General features: G+C 53.8%; 19 protein-coding genes and 1 pseudogene. 11 read left to right on the forward strand and 9 right to left on the reverse strand.

Going from position 1 to position 21,069, the window contains the following annotated elements:
* The 8 genes from NFR90_RS09965 to NFR90_RS10000 form a co-directional block, all read right to left on the reverse strand.
* The coding region (locus tag NFR90_RS09965) for a hypothetical protein (protein ID WP_371873893.1) at window positions 1-522 on the reverse strand (522 nt) is incomplete at its 3' end.
* Window positions 523-722: 200 nt separating this feature from the next.
* A complete protein-coding gene (gene nrfD / locus NFR90_RS09970; protein ID WP_251452701.1) occupies window positions 723-1,670 on the reverse strand; it encodes an NrfD/PsrC family molybdoenzyme membrane anchor subunit in 948 nt (315 codons plus the stop codon).
* Complete coding sequence (locus tag NFR90_RS09975; RefSeq protein WP_251452704.1) at window positions 1,670-2,413, reverse strand: 4Fe-4S dicluster domain-containing protein; 744 nt, start codon at window positions 2,411-2,413, stop codon at window positions 1,670-1,672. The genes nrfD and NFR90_RS09975 overlap by 1 nt, the downstream gene beginning before the upstream one ends.
* 93 nt (window positions 2,414-2,506) lie before the next feature.
* Window positions 2,507-3,547, reverse strand: coding sequence for a cytochrome c3 family protein (locus tag NFR90_RS09980; protein WP_251452707.1), 1,041 nt, complete (start codon window positions 3,545-3,547; stop codon window positions 2,507-2,509).
* A 55-nt stretch (window positions 3,548-3,602) separates the two neighbouring features.
* Window positions 3,603-4,397 (reverse strand): YdhW C-terminal domain-containing protein, encoded by a 795-nt coding sequence (locus NFR90_RS09985; RefSeq protein WP_251452709.1) that lies wholly within the window; start codon window positions 4,395-4,397, stop codon window positions 3,603-3,605.
* Window positions 4,398-4,407: 10 nt separating this feature from the next.
* Window positions 4,408-6,528 (reverse strand): aldehyde ferredoxin oxidoreductase N-terminal domain-containing protein, encoded by a 2,121-nt coding sequence (locus tag NFR90_RS09990; RefSeq protein WP_251452712.1) that lies wholly within the window; start codon window positions 6,526-6,528, stop codon window positions 4,408-4,410.
* A 20-nt stretch (window positions 6,529-6,548) separates the two neighbouring features.
* A complete protein-coding gene (locus NFR90_RS09995; RefSeq protein WP_251452715.1) occupies window positions 6,549-7,253 on the reverse strand; it encodes a 4Fe-4S dicluster domain-containing protein in 705 nt (234 codons plus the stop codon).
* A gap of 108 nt (window positions 7,254-7,361) precedes the next feature.
* On the reverse strand, window positions 7,362-7,517 hold the full coding sequence (locus NFR90_RS10000) for a hypothetical protein (protein WP_251452718.1): 156 nt from the start codon (window positions 7,515-7,517) through the stop codon (window positions 7,362-7,364).
* 439 nt (window positions 7,518-7,956) lie between these two features.
* On the opposite strand from NFR90_RS10000, the gene NFR90_RS10005 reads away from it, so the two are divergent.
* The 11 genes and pseudogenes from NFR90_RS10005 to NFR90_RS10055 all read left to right on the forward strand — a co-directional run bounded on the left by NFR90_RS10005 (window position 7,957) and on the right by NFR90_RS10055 (window position 20,534).
* Window positions 7,957-9,126 (forward strand): molybdopterin-binding protein, encoded by a 1,170-nt coding sequence (locus NFR90_RS10005; RefSeq protein WP_251452720.1) that lies wholly within the window; start codon window positions 7,957-7,959, stop codon window positions 9,124-9,126.
* A gap of 72 nt (window positions 9,127-9,198) precedes the next feature.
* A complete protein-coding gene (locus NFR90_RS10010; protein ID WP_251452722.1) occupies window positions 9,199-9,912 on the forward strand; it encodes a transposase in 714 nt (237 codons plus the stop codon).
* A 131-nt stretch (window positions 9,913-10,043) separates the two neighbouring features.
* Window positions 10,044-14,734: pseudogene (locus NFR90_RS10015) on the forward strand (glutamate synthase-related protein).
* A complete protein-coding gene (locus NFR90_RS10020) occupies window positions 14,734-16,215 on the forward strand; it encodes a glutamate synthase subunit beta (protein WP_251452723.1) in 1,482 nt (493 codons plus the stop codon). The pseudogene NFR90_RS10015 and the gene NFR90_RS10020 overlap by 1 nt, the downstream one beginning before the upstream one ends.
* A gap of 23 nt (window positions 16,216-16,238) precedes the next feature.
* Window positions 16,239-16,694, forward strand: a complete 456-nt coding sequence (locus tag NFR90_RS10025) for an acyl-CoA thioesterase (RefSeq protein ID WP_160335597.1) — start codon at window positions 16,239-16,241, stop codon at window positions 16,692-16,694.
* 73 nt (window positions 16,695-16,767) lie between these two features.
* Window positions 16,768-17,577 carry an ABC transporter ATP-binding protein gene (locus NFR90_RS10030; protein ID WP_160335598.1) on the forward strand — a complete coding sequence of 270 codons (810 nt, stop codon included), beginning with the start codon at window positions 16,768-16,770 and terminating at the stop codon, window positions 17,575-17,577.
* Window positions 17,574-18,362 (forward strand): lipid asymmetry maintenance ABC transporter permease subunit MlaE, encoded by a 789-nt coding sequence (gene mlaE, locus NFR90_RS10035; RefSeq protein ID WP_251452724.1) that lies wholly within the window; start codon window positions 17,574-17,576, stop codon window positions 18,360-18,362. Before NFR90_RS10030 ends, mlaE begins: the two co-directional genes overlap by 4 nt.
* 14 nt (window positions 18,363-18,376) lie before the next feature.
* A complete protein-coding gene (mlaD, locus tag NFR90_RS10040; protein ID WP_251452726.1) occupies window positions 18,377-18,862 on the forward strand; it encodes an outer membrane lipid asymmetry maintenance protein MlaD in 486 nt (161 codons plus the stop codon).
* A gap of 14 nt (window positions 18,863-18,876) precedes the next feature.
* Window positions 18,877-19,650, forward strand: a complete 774-nt coding sequence (locus NFR90_RS10045; protein ID WP_251452727.1) for an MlaA family lipoprotein — start codon at window positions 18,877-18,879, stop codon at window positions 19,648-19,650.
* On the forward strand, window positions 19,647-20,273 hold the full coding sequence (locus NFR90_RS10050) for an MlaC/ttg2D family ABC transporter substrate-binding protein (protein WP_251452729.1): 627 nt from the start codon (window positions 19,647-19,649) through the stop codon (window positions 20,271-20,273). The genes NFR90_RS10045 and NFR90_RS10050 overlap by 4 nt, the downstream gene beginning before the upstream one ends.
* Window positions 20,274-20,534 (forward strand): STAS domain-containing protein, encoded by a 261-nt coding sequence (locus NFR90_RS10055; RefSeq protein WP_160335603.1) that lies wholly within the window; start codon window positions 20,274-20,276, stop codon window positions 20,532-20,534.
* Window positions 20,535-20,577: 43 nt separating this feature from the next.
* On the opposite strand, the gene NFR90_RS10060 is transcribed toward NFR90_RS10055, so the two are convergent.
* On the reverse strand, window positions 20,578-21,060 hold the full coding sequence (locus NFR90_RS10060) for a hypothetical protein (RefSeq protein WP_251452732.1): 483 nt from the start codon (window positions 21,058-21,060) through the stop codon (window positions 20,578-20,580).
* Between the last annotated feature and the right edge of the window lie 9 nt (window positions 21,061-21,069).

Consider the following 21,069-nt stretch of genomic DNA (forward strand, 5'->3'; position numbering starts at 1 on the left):
GTTGTACATATCCTTGAGAGAAAGGCTCTCAAAGTCGTATAGATATCTATTCCTGTCAATCCACGTTCCTAGTTTTGATTCAGGCCTGAGTATCCGAGCAACCGCATTGTAAAAGGCCAGTTTATTTAAATCGACTGGAACCTTTCCTCTGTAATTGCGCTCTAGATTTTTGAAGTATTGGTCTAATTCAAGCTTGTTCCAAATCGTTAGAAACGGTGCTGGTGAAACGAGAAATGAACTGCCTAACTCAGTGGAGTTCGCTACGCTGTCAACGATTGAGACTCCGCTGCCGTTCGGCAACTCGGTCGCCTCCGCATAGGCCTGACTTGATTCCCGGAAGAGCTTTAAATCTGAATTGATAAGTTCGAGTCCGTCAGGGTGCTTCTGCAGAAATAACTCCTTGTTCCCGTAGCTTTTGAGCTGACGAGTTGTGGACTTTTTTGTAATTGGATCTCGATATTTCTCAACGATAGAAATATAGACCTTGCCTTTTACCTTTCTTTCCGAAATTGAGATGGACACGACTGACTCCTCCTTATTGATAATTATACCATAATTAGCCTTATTTGAACTACGTTGTCGTTAAATTTTCTAGAAAAAATTCTGATTTATTCTTGTATATTCAGAAGGTTAAAGAAGATTATTGATACATTTTTCTGGAAAAGTCGGGAAGAAAAAGGCCGAGACCCAAACGGGATCGGCCTTTTAAGTCAGAGAGTCGACTAAACGATCGTGTTCATTTGTCCTGCGTAAAGAATGAACAGGCGCAGACACATCATGCCCGCGATGGCGCAGAAGCCGGCAAAGTAGAAGGACATCTTCGACTCTTCTCCTTTTCCTGCGATGATCGACGCGACAAGCGGGATACCGAAGCCCACGAGGACCGCGCCGCCCCAGAACACGACAGCCCAGACGCCGTCCGTAAACGCGCTGAAAGCGAGTTTGGCGGATTCATTGCCGCTCAGAAGCGCGATGGCGATCATGAAGAGACAGAAAGCTTCTGCCGCCATGACGGGCCATTCGGCCTTATGCAGCGCATGCATGTCCGGGTCGGACTCTTTCGCGCCGAAGCAGGCTGCGGCCAGAATCTTCGCGGCCGCCATACCGGCGGAAATTCCGGAAGCGACAAAGAGCGCCGGCAGAACCGCGGTGTTGATCAGCGGGAAACGGATAAGCGCTGAGATCAAAAAGCCCGTGTAAGCGCAGATCGCGATCGCAAGGACCATCAGAACGGCGTTAATGATCGTTCTGAATTTCTCCAGGAACGCGCAGAGCGGAGCGACCCAGCCGAGCAGCGGCCATTTGCTGAACGTGTCGGCAAACGACATCAGCACGAGGACCGCTGTCAGCGGGATGTAGAAGAGCAGCAGCATGACGCCGATACTCATGACGCTCGACGGGTTGTAGAAGACCAGAATCCGCCAGAAAAAGAGCGGGTTGGTCAGATCCAGCACCAGGCAGAGCATGCCGAGCAGAATGGTGCCGAGACCGATGATGCCGGCCGATTTCAAAAGCGGCGTCACGTCCGTGTTCTGCTTAAAGAAGTTCAGCATCAGCGTGACCGCGATCGCCCCGCCGGAAATACCGGCAAGGAAGAGATACACCGCGATCGGCCAAGGCCACGCGATACCCTGAGACAAACCGATGGTGAAGTTGATTGTTTCGTCCATTAGATTTTCTCCTTGGTCACAGGCACGTAGCGCAGGCTCGGATTGGTGCCGAGATACGGACGAATCCGAACGGTGTCTTTGACGTTAAGCAGTCTGCTGACATAGGACTTCGGATCGCTGAGGTCGCCGAAGGCGAGCGCGCCGTAGCGGCACTTGGAGACGCAGGCCGGGTCTTCGCCGTTGACCAGTTTGGTATGCAGACAGAAATCGCAGTTTTCCGCGGTTTTGGTCTGCGGATTGATAAAGCGCACGTTGTAGGGGCAGGCCGCGATACAGTACTTACAGCCGACGCATCGGTCCGGATCCATCGTGACGATATTGGTCTTCGGGTCGCGGTGCGCGGCCTGAGTCGGGCAGACGCGGACGCAGGGCGCGTCAAGACACTGCTGACAGGAGACGCGGACGTATTTGCGTTCGCAGTCGCAGGGTTCGATCTTTCCGCAGTACGGGCAGGCTTCTCCCTCGGTTCTGCCGTTCTGACGCTCGAGCGTCAGACGATGGAACCCCGCGGGCAGCTTGTTTGTTTCGTTGCAGGCATCCTTGCACTCTCCGCATCCGACGCATTTGTTCTGGTCAAAGACCATCACATACTGCGGACGCTTCTGAACAGGCTCAGAGGAGCTGTCGGCGGAAGCTTTCGATGTCGGCTTTTCTTCTTTCGGAGAACAGCCGGCAAGTGTCAGAACGAACAGAGAACCGGCTCCCGTGCCTTTAATGAAAGTTCTTCTGTTGATGGTACTCAAGATTTTCCTCCCGGACGGCAGAAACGAGCCGTCCTTCTTGGGGAAATCAGAAGGGGAGGAAGCGACAGAGCCGCTTCCGGTTTCTGACGTTCCTTACTTGGCTGCTGCTTTGACGTAGCCGCCGTTGTCGATGATGGCCTGGGCTTTGGCAAGATAAGCCTGAGCGGTTTGGACGCGGTCAAGCAGATAGTTCTGAGCGTGCACGCCCCATGAACCGTCTTTCTTGATCATCGCGGCGATATCGTCCGCTTTATCGAGAAGCAGGCGGGCTTCCGTCTGATCGGCAGGTGCGAGCTTGGTGACTTCAAGAAGCTTTCTCAGGCGGGGGATGGCGCCTGCGACTTCCTTGTAGCCTTCTTTAATCGGCTTCTGCCACTTCAGAGTTTCACCGTAGACTTCTTTCTGATCCTGATAGACGAGGCCCTCATCGAGCTTGGAGGTCGCCTGATTGTGGCAGCCTTTGCCTTCGACTACGGTGTAGTCGGCCGGCGTATTGCGCGCGCAGCTCCACATCAGATCCACAAAGCCGTGTCCGTCTTCGTCTTTAGCCAGAACGTAGCCTTTAACGGTTCCGTTTTTGATCTTGATATCGCCCTGAACCATGCTTGCGGCTTTCGGATCCACATTGATCTTATAAGTGTGGATACGGCGAAGCGCTTTGGGACCGGCGGCGTTCTGATCGTCGGAATAGTCGTTTGCCGAAGCGACGTTAGGCATATGGCAGGCGATACAGTCAAGTTTGTCGTGCGTGTCGGTGTGTGCGGTCACTTCAGCCTGAACGGTATGGCAGTCCTGGCAGTTCTGACGAATAGCCGGTTTGCCGACGGTCGCCATCCAGGCGACATCCTTGACGGCTTTCGGGTCGTGGCAGCTGATGCAGTTCACGCCTTTCTGGGCGTGAACGCTCATGAAGTGCTGATCGGCCTTTTCCTGATAAGCCTGCTGAGCCAGATCGCGTTTCTGTTCTTTGCTTAGGTTGGGCTTGGCGTCTTTAGCGATGCCGAGAGAGGCCATAAATTCCGGTTTTTCCGGGATGCTGATCTGATCGGCGGTGAAGGAGGCTGCCTGGGCGGCGGCTGAAAAAGCGACAGCGGCCAGACAGGAAAGTGTTATAGCGGTTAGTTTGGTATACATGGTATTTTGCACCTATGATTCGGCGATTCTTTTCAGAATTGCCGCTTGTCATTGTCTAGAGCATTTCTGATTCACCCGAATCCATTTCTTCGGCCAGGAAGTCCGCGTAGTCGTCCTCCAGATACTTAGAGGAGTACAGATAGACGGAGCCGGCTGAAGTCACGGAGACGCGAATATCCTTTGCGTTTTCGTCCTTTCCGAATCGATCCAGGGCGTCCTGGATGACCTGCGGATCAAGATTGAACGGCGCAAATTCGAAGGAGAAGATTCCGATCGGGCGCGGGTAAAGACGCGAGCACTCTCGAACCGTGTCGAGCATCAGCTCATACGGATTGTTTTCCGCGGCAAGCAGCCGCGCGTATGAGGATGAAAGAAGCGGTTCAAAGTGGTAATAGCGCTTTGCGTCCCAGCTTTCGAGCGTTTCCAGTCCGTGTCTGCCGTCTAAGGCGGCCGAGAGGACTTTCTCGAAATATTCCGGCGTGATTTCTCTTGCAGGCTTTGCCTCGTTCTGCTCTTCCCTGAGCTGACTGACGCTGAGCTCTCCGTTGAAAAGAGAGCGGAACATCTGTCGTCTTGAAAGCAGTCTGCGGCGTTCCTTTCCTTCGGGACTGTCATCGGCGCAGCTTCTGAGCTCCTGCTCTTTCGCGGGTATTGCGTCCAGTTCCGAGCGTACTTTCTGCAGAGAGAGTGGCGCGCTTTCAGAAGCCTTGGAGATGAATTCATTCATCAGGTCTTCATGAGTGACGAGCTTTACCTCTCGGCTGTGTTCGGAGACCAGATCTACGAGAAGAACAATATCGGACTTCAGCAGGAGTTCTTCGTTGTCGGTGATTGCGTCGGGATGATTCATGTCTGCTGCTCTACTTTCCAGGCATTAAGCCTTCTTTTTCCATTACAGGGATGACAAATTCAAGGTTGAGGTCCTTGTACGCTTTGGCGGTCGGCGCGCCGGTGGGCACATCCCAATCGATCTGCTTGAAGAAGATGTCAAAGCTTTTTTCAATGTCATCGCGGTCCATGCGGATGGTTCCCTTGGTGAACGCCGGGCGATCCTTCGGGTCGGTGAAAATCCATTCCGGATAGAAGTCGTGTTTCTTACGCTGGTTCATTTCCTTCATTTCGCGCATGGTGTAGGCGCGGTGCAGAGTGAAGGCTCGGAAGCCGGCGTTGTCGAGTTCCTGAGCGGTATGGTTCATACCGGTGAGCGCGCGGAAGACCTTGCCTTCCATGTCATCGTCGCCGATGTAGTTTTCCGACTTGTTCGGAGAGACCACCCAAGGCGCCATCCAGGAGCAGAGACCGAGCATATCGTGCAGTTCTTTGCGACAGATGATCCAGCGCAGGCGTCTCATCTTGGCTTCGTTGGTCGGGGTGTAGTTGCCGACTGCGTCCACCGCGTCGCCGCTGCCCCAGAAGCGTTCCGCGATCTGTTTCTGAACGCCGATCGGCAGGCCGCTGCGAGTGAAGTTGACGGTTCCGTGGCACATCGGGTCACGGTTATAGAGGCAGTTCAGAACAGTACCGACCTGACCGTCGTCTTCGTTGGCGTGATGCTTCGGATGACCGAGGCCCCAGTAGTTAGTGGACTTGTCATTGCGCCAGACGTCTTCGGAGATGCCGAAGTGCTTCAGCATATAAGGCGTGCTTTCGCCGAGCCAGTAGCCGAGTTCGCCCTGGCGGTAGGCGATGCGGGTGAACAAATCGATAAGGAAGGAAGCGTCGCAGTCTTCGATCTTTTGCCAGGGGATGGCTTTGTATTCGTCTTCGGGCAGGATCTTCTTCCAGGTTCCGTCCACATAGAGCTTCTTGAAATCGCGGTGCAGCTGACCGTAGTTGCACCAGACGCCCAGATCGTCCATGGTCTGAATGCCGACCATACTGGCCTGACGGGCTGCCGGCAGATCGCGCTTAGCGGCAATCTTCGGGAAAATCACGCGGCCGAAGTAGAGCGACATACAAGTCTGTTCGGTCATCTTGTTGATGTGGTAGCGGGCTGCGGCCTCGTCGTCCTCTACGATGGCGTAGCAGCGAAGCGGACAGGCGTAGCAGCCGTTGTTTCTGACTTTGATCTTGAGGCCCTGGGGTTTGCCAAGGAAGAACTGACTTGCGCACCAGCGATAGGAGATTCGATTCGGGCTTCGCATATCAAAGGGAAGCGTGATCGGCGGATTCGCTTTCTGCCAGACGTTTCCGGGCATACCGTTCCAGCGGCTTCCGGGTGAGAAGAATTCGAACATCGGATGCGGCGCCGAAGGCACGACGTGCTGGTTAAGTGAGCCGAAGAGTTCGATATTGCGTTCCGTGATCTTCTGCCATTCTTTGGGGTCGGCGTGGATATGGATCGGGTTGTCGCCGTAGACCACAACGGCCTTGAGCTTTTTGCCGCCGAAGATGGAGCCGATGCCGCCGGCCGAATGCTGACGGGCGCTGATCAGTACCGACATCGGGACGAGATTCTCGCCCGCTTGTCCGATACAGGCGACGGAAGCCTGAGGAGAGGTTTGATTGGCAAGCGTTGTCTGAGTGCGTCGTGTGCCTTGTCCCCAAACGCAGGAGGCGTCTCTCAGTTCCGCGCTGTCGTTATTGATGTAGAGATAAACCGGTTTAGCGGATTTGCCTTCGATGATGATGAAGTCGTAGCCGGCAAGTTTCATTTTCGCGGCGAGGTCTCCGCCGACGTGGGCACTGGCGATCATCGGCATCGGATAAATCGTCGGGTAAATCGTCGTGATGGAAGTGCGGCTTGAGCAAAGCGCGCCGCTTCCGGAAAACGGTCCCGGGGCGATAACGATTTTGTTGGCTTCATCCTGCGGCTGTGTAGAGGGCGGTACTTCATCCCAGAAAACGCGGTAGCCGAGCGCGGTACCGCCGATTTCATCCTTAAAGCGCGGGAAAGTCGGCTCTTTGGTGATTTGACCGGTTGTTAGGTTTACGCGCAGGCCCTGACCGGTATAGCCGTATCTTTTTTGAGTGTTATCCATTTCAGTTCCTTCGATGTTGTTTAGCCGTGACAGACAGAGCACTGGTTAGCGTTTTCTTCAGGCAGATAGCCGTGGGTTGCTCTTCTTGCGGGTTCGCCTGAACGGTCTTTCCAGGGCAGGTAGACAAGGGCGGAGGCCGGGCATGCTTTCACGCATTTCGGTTCGCCGTCGCAGAGGAAGCACTTACTGGCTTTTTGTTTTTCACGATCGAAGGACATCATGTCCCAGGGGCAGGCTTTCTGGCAGAGGCCGCAGCCGACGCACAGATCTTCTTCGACATAACGGGCGCCGGTTTTCGGATCGACTCTGATAGCGCCCTGCGGACAGGCGTTGGCGCAGGGAACCGGATGGGCGCACTGTCTGCAGGTATCCTGCGTGACAGTGGAGTCGCCCCAGATGCCCTGAGTCGGTCTCATGCCCTGGTTGCCCGATCCGTACCACATATTGCGTCCGATGCGGATGCGGGCGAGAACCGGGTCGTTCTTGCCGTCGTTGTATTCGGTGCAGGCAATTTCACAGCGCTGACAGTTCACGCAGAGAGAAGGATCACCGAGGATGATGCCCTTCGGGGTCTGCAGAATGATGTAGGGCTGCGCTCCGGTTTGAGCCTGTGCCTGGCCAAGAGCCGCGAATGCGGCGGTCACGGTGGCGGCTTCAAGGAAGCCTCTTCGGGTAATGTCGCGGGGTAAATCCACCTTAGACATTAGTTCTTTAAGGTCAAACATAATGAGGATATCTCCTGTTGGAGTAGAGATCCGGACGAGAACAGACCGCAGTCTGCCGCAGCAGCGGCGCGAGCTGTTTAATTAAATCCGGAGAGAGGAAGCGGCGAATTAAAGTGCGAGCAGAGACCAGCCGTCGCTGCCGACGGGCTTGATAGTCCAGCGAGTACGGAGAAGGATGAGATGAGCGGAGAAGAAGACGGCGCGGACGAAATCGGATTTTGTCCGTTCCGTCGTCGAGTGACCGGTCGTAGGATGGTTTTTCATTATTTCTCCGCAACTTTATGCAGTTGCCGCATTGAGGTTATGGTCATACAAATGGATTAATTTGTACGACTCACGATCATTCTAACAATTTGTAATAATTAAAAACAAGCAGTCTCAGGTAAATTTTTCTTTCTTTGATAAAAATTATATTAACTAATTGAATAAGAATAAATAAATATTTTAATAGGCTGATTTTTAATGATCTTTTAGACGGAAATTTGGGGTGTAAAAATGTACGGAACTAACAATTAATGGATTGGTGCTCGTCTTCTCTCACAAGGAGTTTTAGTGTGAATTGTCATTTTTTATTTAGATGGTTTTCAATAATTCGGTACGGAGCATAGAAGGACTTTTAAGTCAGCCTTAGAATCGTGTTTAAGATTTGTTTGCTGGAATAGTCTCCGACAGACTCAGTTTTTTATTTCTTCTTTCAAACATCATGTCCGGTTATTTCATTCTCTATCCATCGGCGCTCCCGAAAGATTTTCTGCCGCCGAAGAAGACCTCGGTGCCGCTTTCCGATGCGCTTGGGCTTGAGCTGACAGAAGATATTTTTGCCTCTGAAAATATTCCGCCCTACAGCGTTTCGCTTCGCGACGGCTGGGCGGTTAGCAGCGGGTGCCTGGCTGTTCTTCATGAAGAGGCCGCTGTTGTGAACGGAGACGATCCTTTGCGTCTTGGCGAGCAGGCCTGTCGATGGATTAACACGGGCGGCTATCTGCCGATCGGCGCCGACGCGGTGTACAGCTCGGAATCAGGCGCAAAGCCTGAGAGCGGCAAATGCGTATACCCCGGCGAAAACGTTTTGGAGGCGGGAAGCGAATGGAAAAAAGGCGACTGTCTGCTGCGTGCCTCATCGATTATCGGCGCAAGCGAAAGCGCGCTTTTGATTGAGGCGGGTGTGCAGCGGGTGCCGGTGTATGCGCGGCCGTCCGTGGCGATTTTGGCGACCGGCCACGAAATTGTGGAAAACGGTTTTTCTCCGGAATCGGTTCGACATTCTAGTAATGCTCATTACCTGCAGCAGCTGTTCTGCGGACTCGGTCTGACGGATGTGAGTCTGTTTTTCGCGCCGGATAATGCGGTCACGATCGCAGATCGGATCTCTTTGCTCAAAGACACCTATCGGCTGATTGTCACTGTGGGCGGCACAGGAACCGGAAGAAGCGATATGCTTCGGAAGGCGATTATCAAAGCGGGAGGGACTCCGATAGATGACGGTGCCGCGCTCTGCTCTTCCCTTCCGTTCGTCTGCGCAAGACTTGGAAAATCCTCGCTTCTGGGACTACCCGGAAATCCGCTCGGCTTTGCCGCGCTCTCTCAGCGCCTTGCTCTTCCTCTGGTATGGCAGGCGTTTCGTACCGACCCTTATCCCAGACGGTTTGTCTCTGTCGTTATGGGGTTTGACGCCGAGGCAAAGGCAGGCGATATCTGCGTGCAGCTTGCGCCGCACGGCGCGGATCTCATTGCGCTGCCCATTCAAAAGGCGACAGGGCGCAGCTGCGTTTTTCGGGACATGCGGGCTTTTATCCCGAATGCGGGAGGGCAGGCGCTGCCTGCGGGCGCACGCGTGCAGGCCGAGCTCTTCTTTAACGGTCTTTTGTTCTGAAAATTAGTGACAATATAGTTTTCTGAAAGCGTCGTGTTTTAAACTTCTTCGGACAAACGCCCAAAAATCCCTATGACACGATTAACCCGTTTATCTATCGCAGGACAAGCTCATTACGTTGTGCTTCGCAGCGTTAAAGACATATCGCTGATTCCGTCTGAGCAGGATATTGCCGCGCTTTTTCGGCTTTTTGGCTTTGCTTCTGAGCGCTGCTATGTGGACGTAAACGCCTACGCGCTCTTTACCGAACAGATTCATATGCTTCTGACGCCGCGTGAAAGCGGCGACGATCTCTCGCGATTCGTTCAGATGGTCAGCCGGCTCTACGGCAGATATTTCAATGACGCCTATTCGCGGGACGGAAAAATCTGGCAGAGCCGATTCGAATCCGCGGTACTTCAGGGCGAGGGACGCCTCCTCAAGGCCGTCGTATACATGGAGTGGCTGCCCTTTATTCTGGGTTTTGGAGAACCGCAGTTTTACCATTGGTCGAGTTACTCGCACCACAGCGGCTATCGCAGCGATATCTTCATGATGCCTGTCAGAGAATATTGGCAGCTGGGCAATACGCCTTTTGAACGGCAAAAAAAATATCGGGATATTTTTGAACAGGGACCGGATAAGGCATTTGGTGAGCAGCTGCTTGCGGCGGTGAAGCGAGGCTGGCCGGTCGCTGACAGCGACTTTCTGGATTACTGCGACATCCCCGCTGAAAGGCGCGCGCCCCTCAGAGGCAAGGGAAGACCTAAGAAGACACCATCTGCACATTTATCTGACACTAATTAAATTTTAGGTAAGAAATTTATTTTCTTAATTAGTGTCAGTTTAGAAAAAATATTCCATTTTGTTCGGCTATTTCGCTTTATAAATATCTTCAGTCACTTCATTTTTATAAATTAAATCCTACTGGAGATGTTATGAGCGAGCTTTCTCGAGCAAGAGAAAAAGCTTCAGAACTCGGCCTTTATGATCCGGCATATGAACATGATGCCTGCGGCCTGGGTTTTGTGGCGAGCGTAAAAGGGCTGCCCAGCCACGAAATCGTGCAGCAGGGGTTGCAGATCCTGAAGAATTTAGATCATCGCGGCGCGGTTGGCGCCGATCCGCTCTGCGGCGACGGAGCGGGCATTATGGTGCAGGTTCCGGACGAATTCTTCCGCGCCGAAATGGCAAAACAAAATGTCAGCCTCCCGCCGCCCGGCGACTACGGCGTCGGCATGGTATTCCTGCCGCGAGAACATGCTTCAAGGCGAGCATGCGAACAGGAGCTGGAAAGAACCATTAAAGCCGAAGGCCAGATCCTTCTCGGCTGGCGCGATGTTCCCGTAGACAATAATATCAAAATGTCGGAAACCGTCAGAAAAACGGCTCCGGTGATTCGTCAGGTATTTATCGGACGAGGCCCTGACGTCATGGTTCCGAACGCGCTCGAGAGAAAGCTCTATGTGATCCGCAAATACGCGGGTCATAAGATTCAGGCTCTGAAACTCAAGCACGGCAAGGAATTTTACGTGCCGTCCATGTCCACCAAAACTCTGGTTTACAAAGGTCTGCTGTTAGCCGATCAGGTTGGTGCTTATTACAAGGATTTGTCGGACCCGCGCTTTGTCAGCGCGATCGCGCTCGTTCATCAGAGATTTTCAACCAATACGTTCCCGAGCTGGGAACTTGCGCATCCCTATCGCATGGTGGCGCATAACGGTGAAATTAATACGGTTAAAGGAAACTTTAATTGGCTCAGAGCCAGAGAACGCGCGGTGGAAACCGCGGTGCTCGGTGACGATGTCAGAAAACTTCTTCCGATTATTTACGAGGGTCAGAGCGACACTGCCTGCCTGGACAATATGCTCGAACTGCTGGTGATGAGCGGCTATCCGCTGGCCCAGGCCGTCATGCTGGTGATTCCGGAAGCGTGGGAGCAGGCTAAAGAGTCGATGGATCCGTCTCAGCGCGCCTTCTATGAGTATTACGCGGCAATGCTTGAACCTTGGGACGGTCCGGCTGCTATCGGGTTTACCGACGGTGTTCGAATCGGCGCGACGCTTGACAGAAACGGACTGCGTCCTGCCCGATATATTCTGACCAACGACGATATCGTGATTCTGGCTTCCGAGAGCGGCACGCTGCCGGTCCCGCAGAGCCGTATCAAAAAGAAATGGCGCCTGCAGCCCGGAAAAATGCTGCTGATTGATACAGAACAGGGCAGAATTATTCCGGACGAAGAAATCAAACGGACATTGGCGCTCGGCAATCCCTATAAGGAATGGACTAAGAGACTGAACGTGCATCTCTCGGACATCTCGGTTCCGCCGCTCACGCAGAGCGATAATCCGGTTCCGCTTTTAAGACGTCAGCAGGCCTTCGGTTATGGTGAGGACGACATCAAGTTTATTCTTCGTCCGATGGCTGAAAAAGCGACCGAGGCCGTGGGGTCTATGGGCAACGATACGCCTTTGGCGATGCTTTCTCATCGAGCTAAACCGTTCTATCAGTACTTCCGTCAGCTCTTTGCGCAGGTGACCAATCCGCCGATCGACCCCATTCGAGAGCAGCTCGTGATGTCGCTCGTCTCCTTTGTCGGCCCGCGCCCCAACTTGCTGGACATTAATAACGTCAACCCGCCGCTTCGTCTTGAGCTCTCGCAGCCGATCCTCGGATTCGAAGAGATGGCCAAGATGCGCAGTATCGAAAGGTACACGGATGAGAAATTCCGCTCTTACGAGATCGACATCACGTACCGCGCCGAATGGGGGGAAGAAGGCGTTGAGGCTCGTCTTGCCTCGCTGTGCGCCCGTGCGGTGGATGCGATCAAGGACGGCTACAACATTCTTATTCTGACCGACCGCAAAATGAGTAAAGAGCGTGTCGCGATTCCCGCGCCGCTTGCCATCAGCGCGATTCATCAGCATCTGATCGCCAACGGCCTGCGTACCAACGCGGGCATTATCGTAGAAACCGGAAGCGCTCTGCAGACGCACCATATGGCGGTTCTTGCAGCCTACGGCGCTGAGGCGATCCATCCGTATCTGGCGCTCGAAACCATCAAGGAACTCTATCGTGACGGACGTCATGAAGGGCTTGATGTGGAAACCGCGTCCAGAAACTACATCACCGCGATCGGCAAGTCCTTCAAGAAGGTGATGAGTAAGATGGGCATCTCCACTTATATGAGTTACCGCGGTGCTCAGATTTTTGAAGCGCTCGGCCTGAAAAAGGAATTTGTGGACCGCTATTTCCAGGTACCAGCTGCAAAGTCGGCGGATTGGACATCTTTGACGTCATGCGCGAAGCGATCGAGCAGCACCGTGCAGCCTTTGACGAAGAAAATCATCGGCAGAAGCTTCTGCCCACACTTGGCGAGTACCAGTGGAGAGCCAGAGGCGAAGAGCATATGTGGACGCCGGAGGCGATCTCCAAGCTACAGCATGCGACGCGCGGAAATTCTTACCAGACTTATAAGGAATATGCGGAGATCATCAATGATCAGAGCGAGCGTCAGATGACGCTGCGCGGACTGATGGAGTTCGCGGTGGATCCGACAAAAGCGATTCCGCTTGAAGAAGTGGAGCCCGCAAAGGAAATCGTCAAGCGCTTTGCGACCGGTGCGATGTCGCTCGGCTCGATTTCAGCTGAAGCGCACGCGGTTCTTGCTGTCGCAATGAACCGTATCGGTGGAAAGAGCAATACCGGCGAGGGCGGAGAAGATCCGAAACGCTATCGTGAAGAAAAGCGTCTCGGTCACTCTCCGATCAAAGCGGGCGATACGCTCAAAGACATTCTCGGCAGCGACCGTATTGTCGCGGACGTCGCGCTTGAGGCGGGCGACTCTCTGCGCTCCAAGATTAAGCAGGTCGCCAGCGGACGCTTCGGTGTGACAGAAGAGTACCTCGCGAGTGCCGATCAGATCCAGATTAAGATGGCTCAGGGCGCTAAACCCGGTGAAGGCGGCCAGCTGCCGGGCCATAAAGTGAGTGAGTACATCGCTCAGCTGCGTTACTCGATCCCTGGCGTCGGTCTGATTTCGCCTCCGCCGCATCACGACATTTACTCCATTGAGGACTTGGCTCAGCTTATTCGCGACCTAAAGATGTCCAATGACAAAGCCGACATCAGCGTGAAGCTCGTGAGTGAACAGGGTGTAGGCACGGTGGCAGCCGGTGTTGCCAAGGCAAAAGCGGATCATATTGTGATCGCGGGCCACGACGGCGGTACAGGCGCCTCTCCGCTTTCTTCAATCAAGTTTGCGGGTACACCTTGGGAGCAGGGGCTTTCGGAAACGCAGCAGACTCTTGTGATCAACAGTCTCAGAGACCGAGTTCGCGTCCAGGTGGACGGTCAGATTAAGACCGGCCGAGATGTTGTGGTCGGCGCGCTCCTTGGCGCGGACGAGTTCGGGTTTGCCACGGCACCGCTCGTTGTCGAAGGCTGCCTCATGATGCGCAAGTGCCATCTGAACACCTGCCCGGTGGGCATTGCCACACAGGATCCGGAACTGCGCAAACGCTTTAAAGGCGAACCCAAGCATGTGGTCAACTACTTCTTCTTTGTCGCTGAAGAAGTTCGTGAAATCATGGCGAGCCTCGGATTCAGAAAATTTGAAGACATGGTGGGCCGTACCGATCTGCTCCGGCAGAAGAAAATGCACCTGGCCAAGTGCGGCTATGTTGATCTTTCCCGTGTGCTTTATATGCCGGAGACAGAATCCGCTGAGCTTCGCCGCAACAGCACTGTGCAGAACCATGCGCTGGAAAAAGAGCTCGATTACCAGCTTCTCGATCTCTGCCGCAGCGCGATCGAAAAGGGAGAGTCGGTCAGTTTCCTTTCTCCGATCAAGAACATCCATCGTACGGTCGGTACCAAGATTTCTTCGGAAATCGTTCGCCGCTGGGGCGCTCAGGGACTCAAGGACGATACGCTGCATATTCAGCTGACCGGCACAGCCGGACAGTCCTTCGGCGCGTTCCTGGTGAACGGCGTCACTTTGGATCTGATTGGCGAGGCCAATGACTATGTGGGCAAAGGTCTTTCCGGCGGCCGCATCATTGTGCGCTGTCCGACGGATTTCAGAGGCCGAGGCGACGAAAACATCATTGCAGGCAATACCGTACTTTACGGCGCGACAAGCGGTGAGGCCTTCTTTAACGGCGTCACCGGCGAGCGTTTTGCGGTTCGTCTGTCCGGAGCGAGTGTTGTTGCCGAAGGCTGCGGAGACCACGGCTGCGAATACATGACCGGAGGTACTGCGGTGGTTCTCGGCTCTGTCGGCCGTAATTTCGGCGCCGGCATGTCAGGCGGTATCGCCTTTGTCTATGACGAGGACGGAACGTTTGCCGGACGATGCAACCGAGAAGGCGTTGAACTCGAATCAGTGCCTGAGGATAGAGAGCAGGCCGCGGCCGGTGACCATGCGTCATGGCATCTGGGACGCACCGACGAGAGTCTGCTCAAAGAGCTGGTGGAAAAACATTTCCGCTACACCGGAAGTCTGCGCGCAAGAGAACTGCTCGACGATTGGCCGCACGCTCTGAAGAAATTTGTGAAGGTCTTCCCGAAAGAATATAAGCAGGCGCTCCTTAAGGGACTGACACGCACCGCCGGAGAACAGTAATGGGAAAAATTACAGGATTTATGGAATTTGAACGTCTTGAGCAGGCGCATGAGCCGGTCAAGCAGCGCAAGACGCATTTTCGCGAATTTATTACGCCGCTGAATCCTCAGCAGGCGAAAAAACAGGCAGCCCGCTGCATGGACTGCGGAACACCCTTCTGCACATTCAGCTGTCCGCTGAATAATGTCGCGCCGGAATTTAACGATTTGATCTACAACGAGAAGTGGGAAGAGGCCTACCGCGTTTTAGCCGCTACCAACAACTTCCCGGAATTCACGTCCCGCATCTGTCCCGCACTTTGCGAAAACGGCTGTGTGATGAATTACACCAATGTCGCGATGGGTGTGAAGTCGATTGAGCGCGCCATTATTACCAATGCGTGGAATCAGGGCTGGGTTAAACCGGAACCGGCAGCCGGCAGCCGCGAAAAGTCCGTCGCGGTGATCGGCAGCGGCCCTGCGGGGCTCGCCTGCGCTCAGCAGCTGGCACGAAAAGGATATGCCGTCACGGTGTTCGAAAAGAACAAACGCCCGGGCGGACTCCTGCGCTACGGCATTCCGGATTTCAAGCTGGATAAGAGCCTGATCGATCGTCGTATCGCGCAAATGGAAGCCGAAGGCGTGCGCTTTAACTGCGGAACCTCAATCGGCATCAAGGAGCACCCGGACGGTGTTTGGTCGGATGCAGAGCGCGTGATCGACCCGCAGGAGCTGCTACGCGACTTCTCCGCGGTGGTTCTTGCGATCGGTTCTGAAACGCCCCGCGATTTGAAGGTAGCCGGGCGCGAACTCAAGGGCGTTCACTTCGCGATGGAGTATCTGCCGTCTCAGAACAAAATTAATGCGGACGAGGCCGCGCACAAAGAGATTTCGGCTCAGGACAAAAAAGTGCTGATCATCGGCGGCGGCGATACTGGCAGCGACTGCTTAGGTACCGCGATTCGTCAGGGTGCTTCTAAAGTTCTGCAGATCGATCTGGGGCCGAAGCCTCCGGAAACTTACGATAAGTCTTCCGTCTGGCCCAATTGGCCTAATGTGTATCGTGTCTCCACTTCCCAGGAAGAAGGCGGAGAGCGTGCTTATGCGATCAGCACAACGGAATTTATCTCCAATAAGAAAGGCTCGGTAAAGGGCGTGAAAGCCGTACGCCTTGAGTGGACATCGGATCCGATCACCGGACGCCGCATGAAAAAAGAAATTCCGGGAAGCGAGTTCGAGATTGAGGCGGACTTGGTTCTTCTCGCGATGGGTTTTGTGCAGCCGAGCGAGCCGGTGCTGAAGGCGTTTGGCGTGCAGACCGATATTCGCGGCAACGCGAAAGCGGCTTATGAAGGAGTCGACGCGTTTAAGACAAATGTGCCGAAAGTCTTTGCCGCGGGCGACTGCCGCCGCGGACAGAGCCTGGTTGTCAGGGCTTTGGCAGAAGGCCGCCGCTGCGCCGAAGCTGTCGACAAATACTTGAAGGAGGAAGATAATCTCTAAGTTTTTTAACTGAGATCAGACCAATGCTGAGAATTTACCGCCTGCCGATTACTGTGACTGAGGACTGCATCGATGTGCTCGGTCACACGAACAACAAAGAGTATCTTCGCTGGATGGAAGAGGCGGCGATTTCTCATTCGGACGCGCTCGGCTGGAATATGGAACGCTACCTGAAGCTGGGCGCGGCCTTCGCAGCAACGGTTCATAAAATTCACTATCTTCGTCCGACGCATGTGGGCGACGAGCTCATCATGAATACATGGGTCGAGACCCTTGAAAAGACAATCAGCCGCCGTGCCTTTTATCTGACACGCGGCGGCAAAGTCTGCATGAACGGGACAACGGAATGGACTTTTATTAATTTGAAGACCGGCCGGGCCGAAGAAATCCCTCCGGAGGTTGCCGAGGCATTCCCAATTGTTCCGAAAGGAGACCCCTTATTGAGGGAAAACGGTATTCGATGGCTGGAAATCCCTTAAATTCTGAACGCCCGGCCGCTGTGGCATAATCAATTATTTAATGGGAACTTATCCCAGGCCGGGTTTTATTTATATGGGAAGCAGCGATTACATTGTCGAAATAAAGGATATGAGTTTTGCCTACGACACGGGCAGACTCATTCTAGACGACGTAAGCCTGAATTTCCGCAGAGGACAGGTAATCGCCATTATGGGCGGATCGGGTATGGGCAAAACCACACTGCTCAAGCTGATCGGCGGCCTTCTTTCCCCGGATAAAGGCTCCGTGACGATTAACGGACAAAAGCTGGATCCGAAGAACCTTCAGTCGCTTTACCGCATCAGACGAAAAATGGGCATGCTGTTTCAGTTCGGCGCCCTTTTTACCGATATGACGGTTTTTGAGAATGTGGCTTTTCCGCTACGCGAGCACACGGATCTTCCGGAAGAGTTAATTCGGGATTTGGTGCTTCTGAAACTCGACGCGGTGGGATTGAGAGGCGCAGCTCCTCTGTACCCGTCAGAGATTTCCGGCGGCATGAGCCGCAGAGTGGCGCTTGCGCGCACCGTTGCGCTGGACCCGGACCTGATTATGTATGACGAGCCGTTTGCGGGCCTTGACCCGATTTCGATGGGCGTGACCGCGCAGCTGATTCGAAATCTTAACGATGTGCTCGGCTCAACGAGTGTCATCGTGACGCACGATGTGCAGGAAACATTCACCATTGCCGATTACGTTTATATGGTGTCGAGCGGCAAGATCGCGGCACAGGGGACTCCGGATGAACTTCGCCAAAGCAAGGACCCGTTTGTGGTTCAGTTTGTGAACGGACTGCCTGACGGTCCTGTGAAGTTCCAATATCCGGCGCCGTCTCTAAATGAAGAACTTGGAATCAAACCATGAATGTCTATGAATTAATCAGCGCGCTTGGCGCATGGTTCCTTGACGTCGTTCGCTCGCTCGGAGCGTTCGGACGGTTCTTCTGCCGGCTTTGCCTGAATTTAGGACCTTCGTTTACGCGATTTCAGGCGACGATCAAGCAGCTCTTTTTTGTCGGCAACTACTCTTTAGTCATTATCCTTGTCAGCGGACTTTTTGTCGGCTTTGTGCTTGGCCTGCAGGGCGACTATGTGCTTTCGAGCTACGGCAGCGAGCAGGCGCTCGGCGTTCTGGTGGCGCTGTCTCTTTTGCGCGAGCTCGGTCCGGTCATAACCGCGCTTTTGTTTGCGGGTCGGGCCGGTACGTCGCTCACTGCGGAAATCGGTCTGATGAACGCCGGAGAGCAGCTCTCCGCGCTCGAGATGATGGGTGTTGATCCAGTTCGCCGAATCCTCGGACCGAGATTCTTGGCCTGCGTGATCGCGATGCCGATTCTTGCGACGCTTTTCTCAGCGGTCGGTATTTTCGGCGGCTGGGTGGTCGCCGTCCCGATGATCGGACTGGATACCGGCGCTTTCTGGGCGCAGATGCAGTCCGGCGTCGAAGTGGTACAGGATATTGGAAACGGACTTCTGAAGGCCTTCTTCTTCGGAATTGCCGTCGGCGCAATCGCGCTCTATCAGGGCTATACGGCTCGTTCGACGCCTGAAGGCGTCTCTAATGCGACGACTAAGACCGTCGTGGTTTCATCACTTGTTGTTTTAGGGTTGGATTTCATTCTGACCGCCATTATGTTTACGAACGGTTAGGAAGGAAAACAGTCATGGGAAATAATAATTCGAGAACTAATTTTTTCGTCGGCTTGTTCGTGCTGGCCGGTATCATCGCGCTGCTTTTTCTGGCTCTTAAAGCCGCGAATCTGAGTACTGTCGGCTCCTCAGGCAATTACGAAGTGTCGGCTTACTTTGACAACATCGGCGGCCTGAAAGCGAGAGCTCCGGTTCGAAGCGCCGGAGTTTTAGTGGGCCGTGTGAAATCGATTACTTACGACAACGATACATTTCAGGCCAAAGTTGTTATGGCCTTGTCCGATAAATACAAATTCCCTGCTGACTCCTCCGTCAAAATTCTGACCGCCGGCCTGATCGGCGAGCAGTACATCGGCCTTCAGCCGGGCGGAGACGATAAGGACTTAAAGGACGGAAGCAGAATAGAATTTACCCAAAGCGCGATCGTTCTTGAGAACTTGATCAGCCAGTTCCTGTTTAACAAGGCCGAGGATAATAATTTCGAAGGCGGAAATAAATAATTTAGAGAATCCCCATGAAAAAAAAGCTTTTAACTTTAGCGGCGGCCGCATCAATTGCGCTCCTTTCCGGCTGCGCTTCTGTTCCTAATGACTCCGGCAAGAATCCTGCGGACCCTTGGGAGTCGTTCAATCGTCAGACATTCGCATTCAATCAGGGACTGGATTTCATTCTGTTCCGTCCGATTGCCAAAGGCTACGAATTTGTGACGCCCAAACCCGTTAGAGAAGGCGTGACACGCGTTTTTAAGAATACGATGGAACCCGCTAACGCGGTTAATAATATCCTGCAGGGCAAAGTAGAAGACGGTATTCTTTCTCTGTTCCGTCTCATGATTAACTCGACCGTCGGCGTGGTCGGTATCTTTGATGTTGCCAAGCAGGTCGATATTCCTCGAATGGAGGAAGACTTCGGACAGACGCTTGCTGTCTGGGGCGTACCTTCAGGCCCGTACTTTGTTATTCCGGTTCTCGGCCCGTCAACGGTTCGTGACACAGCCGGACTGGTTCCGGAACTGTTCCTCGACCCCAATACCTATGTGGGCGAAGCTTGGTTCACATGGCCGTGGTGGGGCGCGAAGTTCATCAACGCCCGCGCAAATCTGCTGCCTGTGACCGACATGCTCGACAACACGGTCGACCCGTATGTGGCAACCCGAAATGCGTACCTGCAGCAGCGTCAAAGCGCGCTTCAGGACGGAGACGGTCCTGCTATGATTCAGGAGCCGACGCTGAACCCGTTCGATGACGAACCAAGTGCAGATGCGGCTAAAAAGGAGAACTCTCAATGAAAAAAATTCTGAATCTCATCTGCTCGGCTGCTGCCGCACTGATGATCAGCGGTACAGCGATGGCCGCTGATATGAACCTTCCGCCGGAGCAGCTGGTTGAGTCGGTTTCTGTTGAAGTTCTGGAACAGATCAAAAAGGATCCGGAACTGAGCAAAGCGGATCCGATGCATGTGAACCGTCTGGTGGACGAAAACATCCTGCCGTATACGGATTTTGAGACCATGACCCGCATGGCGGTCGGTCCGTCCTGGCGCAAAGCGACAGCCGAAGAAAGAAAAGAGATCATGACTTCTTTCCGCAAGCTGCTGACAAACGTCTATTCGGGAGCGCTGAAAGAGGCTTCCGGCTACAGCGTTAAGATGGGTACTGCTCAGAAGGGCGGGGACCCGCGTTTAGTGATCGTCCGTACTCAGCTTGTTTCCTCCTCACGCGATCCGATCAAGCTCGATTATCGTCTGATGGATAAGAACGGTCAGTGGAAAATTTTTGATGTGAATGTTGCCGGCGTCTGGCTCGTAGAAAACTATCGTTCACAGTTCGCGTCCGTGATCAGCAACTCCGGGATTAAGGGATTGATCGCGCAGCTCAATGAGCGAGCATCCAAGGTCGGAACAGGCAAATAAATGATTCTTTCCGAAACAGAAATTCGTTTTGAAAACGCCGGGACGGTTTTAAAGACCGGTCTTAGCGCGATTTCGAACGGCGATACCGTCATTGACATGAAGAATGTCCGCAGGGCAGACAGCTCGGCGGTCGCGGTTGTGCTCGACTGGATACGCAGCGCGCAGAAATCCGGTCAGCCGCTTCATGTGATCAACCGGCCGGGCTCATTTGACAAGCTCGTCAGGCTGTACGGTCTTAGCGGTATCGTTCGGATTGACTAAAAAATAAGCCCGGGAGCAGCCCGGGCTTTTTCTTGCGCTCAAATTACTGTTTTGCTTCTGCCGCGTCTTTCTGCAGCGTCTCTACGGCCTGCTGCTGACGAACTTTGTTCAGCTCGATCTGAGTCTGAACGTTAGAACGCTTAGCTTCAAGATCGAGTCGTTTGCTCTCGAGTTCGATCTGACGCATCTCATCCTGATACTGTTCGGCTTTCAGCTGTTTTGCCTTAGCTTCGGCCTCTGCGGCTTCCTGTTTGGCTTTTTTCTCGGCGGCGGCTTTGGCTCTGGCTTTTGCCTGACGGCTTTCAGCTGCGGCTTTTGCCTTAGCGGCCTGCTGAGACTGACGCGCCTTTTCGAGAGCGACGGCCTGCTCATTTGCCTGAATTTGCTGCTCTGCCGCTCGAATGTTATAGATCTGCTGGTCAGCAGGAGAGAGCGGAACGAGCGGTGTCACGGTTTCCGTAATCTGAGCGGAAGCGGCTCCGCTGAAAGCGAGCGCACATGCAAGCGAAAGTATGCTGAGTTTCATCTGAGGCTC

The sequence above is a fragment of the Parasutterella muris genome, assembly GCF_943193095.1.
Taxonomy (GTDB): Bacteria; Pseudomonadota; Gammaproteobacteria; order Burkholderiales; family Burkholderiaceae_F; genus Parasutterella; species Parasutterella muris.